This window comes from Kocuria sabuli (assembly GCF_040981185.1).
GTDB lineage: Bacteria > Actinomycetota > Actinomycetes > Actinomycetales > Micrococcaceae > Kocuria > Kocuria sabuli.
Genome location: NZ_JAVHZE010000122.1, coordinates 1 through 511, shown reverse-complemented (window position 1 = coordinate 511; position 511 = coordinate 1). Strand labels below are relative to the sequence as shown.

Genomic DNA, 511 nt, shown 5'->3' with positions numbered 1-511 from the left:
GCCAATCACCACCCCGGCCTGAGCAGGCAAGAGCCAGAAAGACGCGGCGGTCAGCAGGGCTATCCCCGCTTTTTTCAGCAGGCTGGCCTCACGCATAGGTCAGCACAAAGGTGGCGGCAGCGTTAGCCACCCCCGGCGTAACGGCGTTCGTCACGGCGAGGTAGCGGGCGTAAAAATGCAGCGCCAGGGTGGTCTGGTCATTGCTTAGCGCGAACGGCAGGCTTTCATCCCCCATGGCGATCAGCGATTTATCAGGATTATAGAGGCCGATAGCCACGCCGGTTGCATAGTCCGGCCCGCCGGTCAGGGCCAGCAGATCGCTATTGTTACCGTCCGGCGTGCCTTCAAAATGGGTGCTGACGGCGGATAACCCGGCGCCGCAGGCTTCAAGGTTAATAGTGAACGGCTCATAGGGCGTTTCGTTTTTTTGCCCGGCCAGCTGGCGGGCCGCCACATCATGCATCTCCACTACCAGCTGTTCCGAGCCGGGGGAGACAATACAGGTTTTGCC

Annotated in this window: 1 protein-coding gene; it reads right to left on the bottom strand. The window is 60.9% G+C overall.

Annotated elements, in window-relative coordinates:
• Positions 1-88 precede the first annotated feature (88 nt).
• A partial coding sequence (locus tag RE027_RS18225; protein ID WP_368809707.1) for a fimbrial protein occupies positions 89-511 on the bottom strand: 423 nt, incomplete at its 5' end.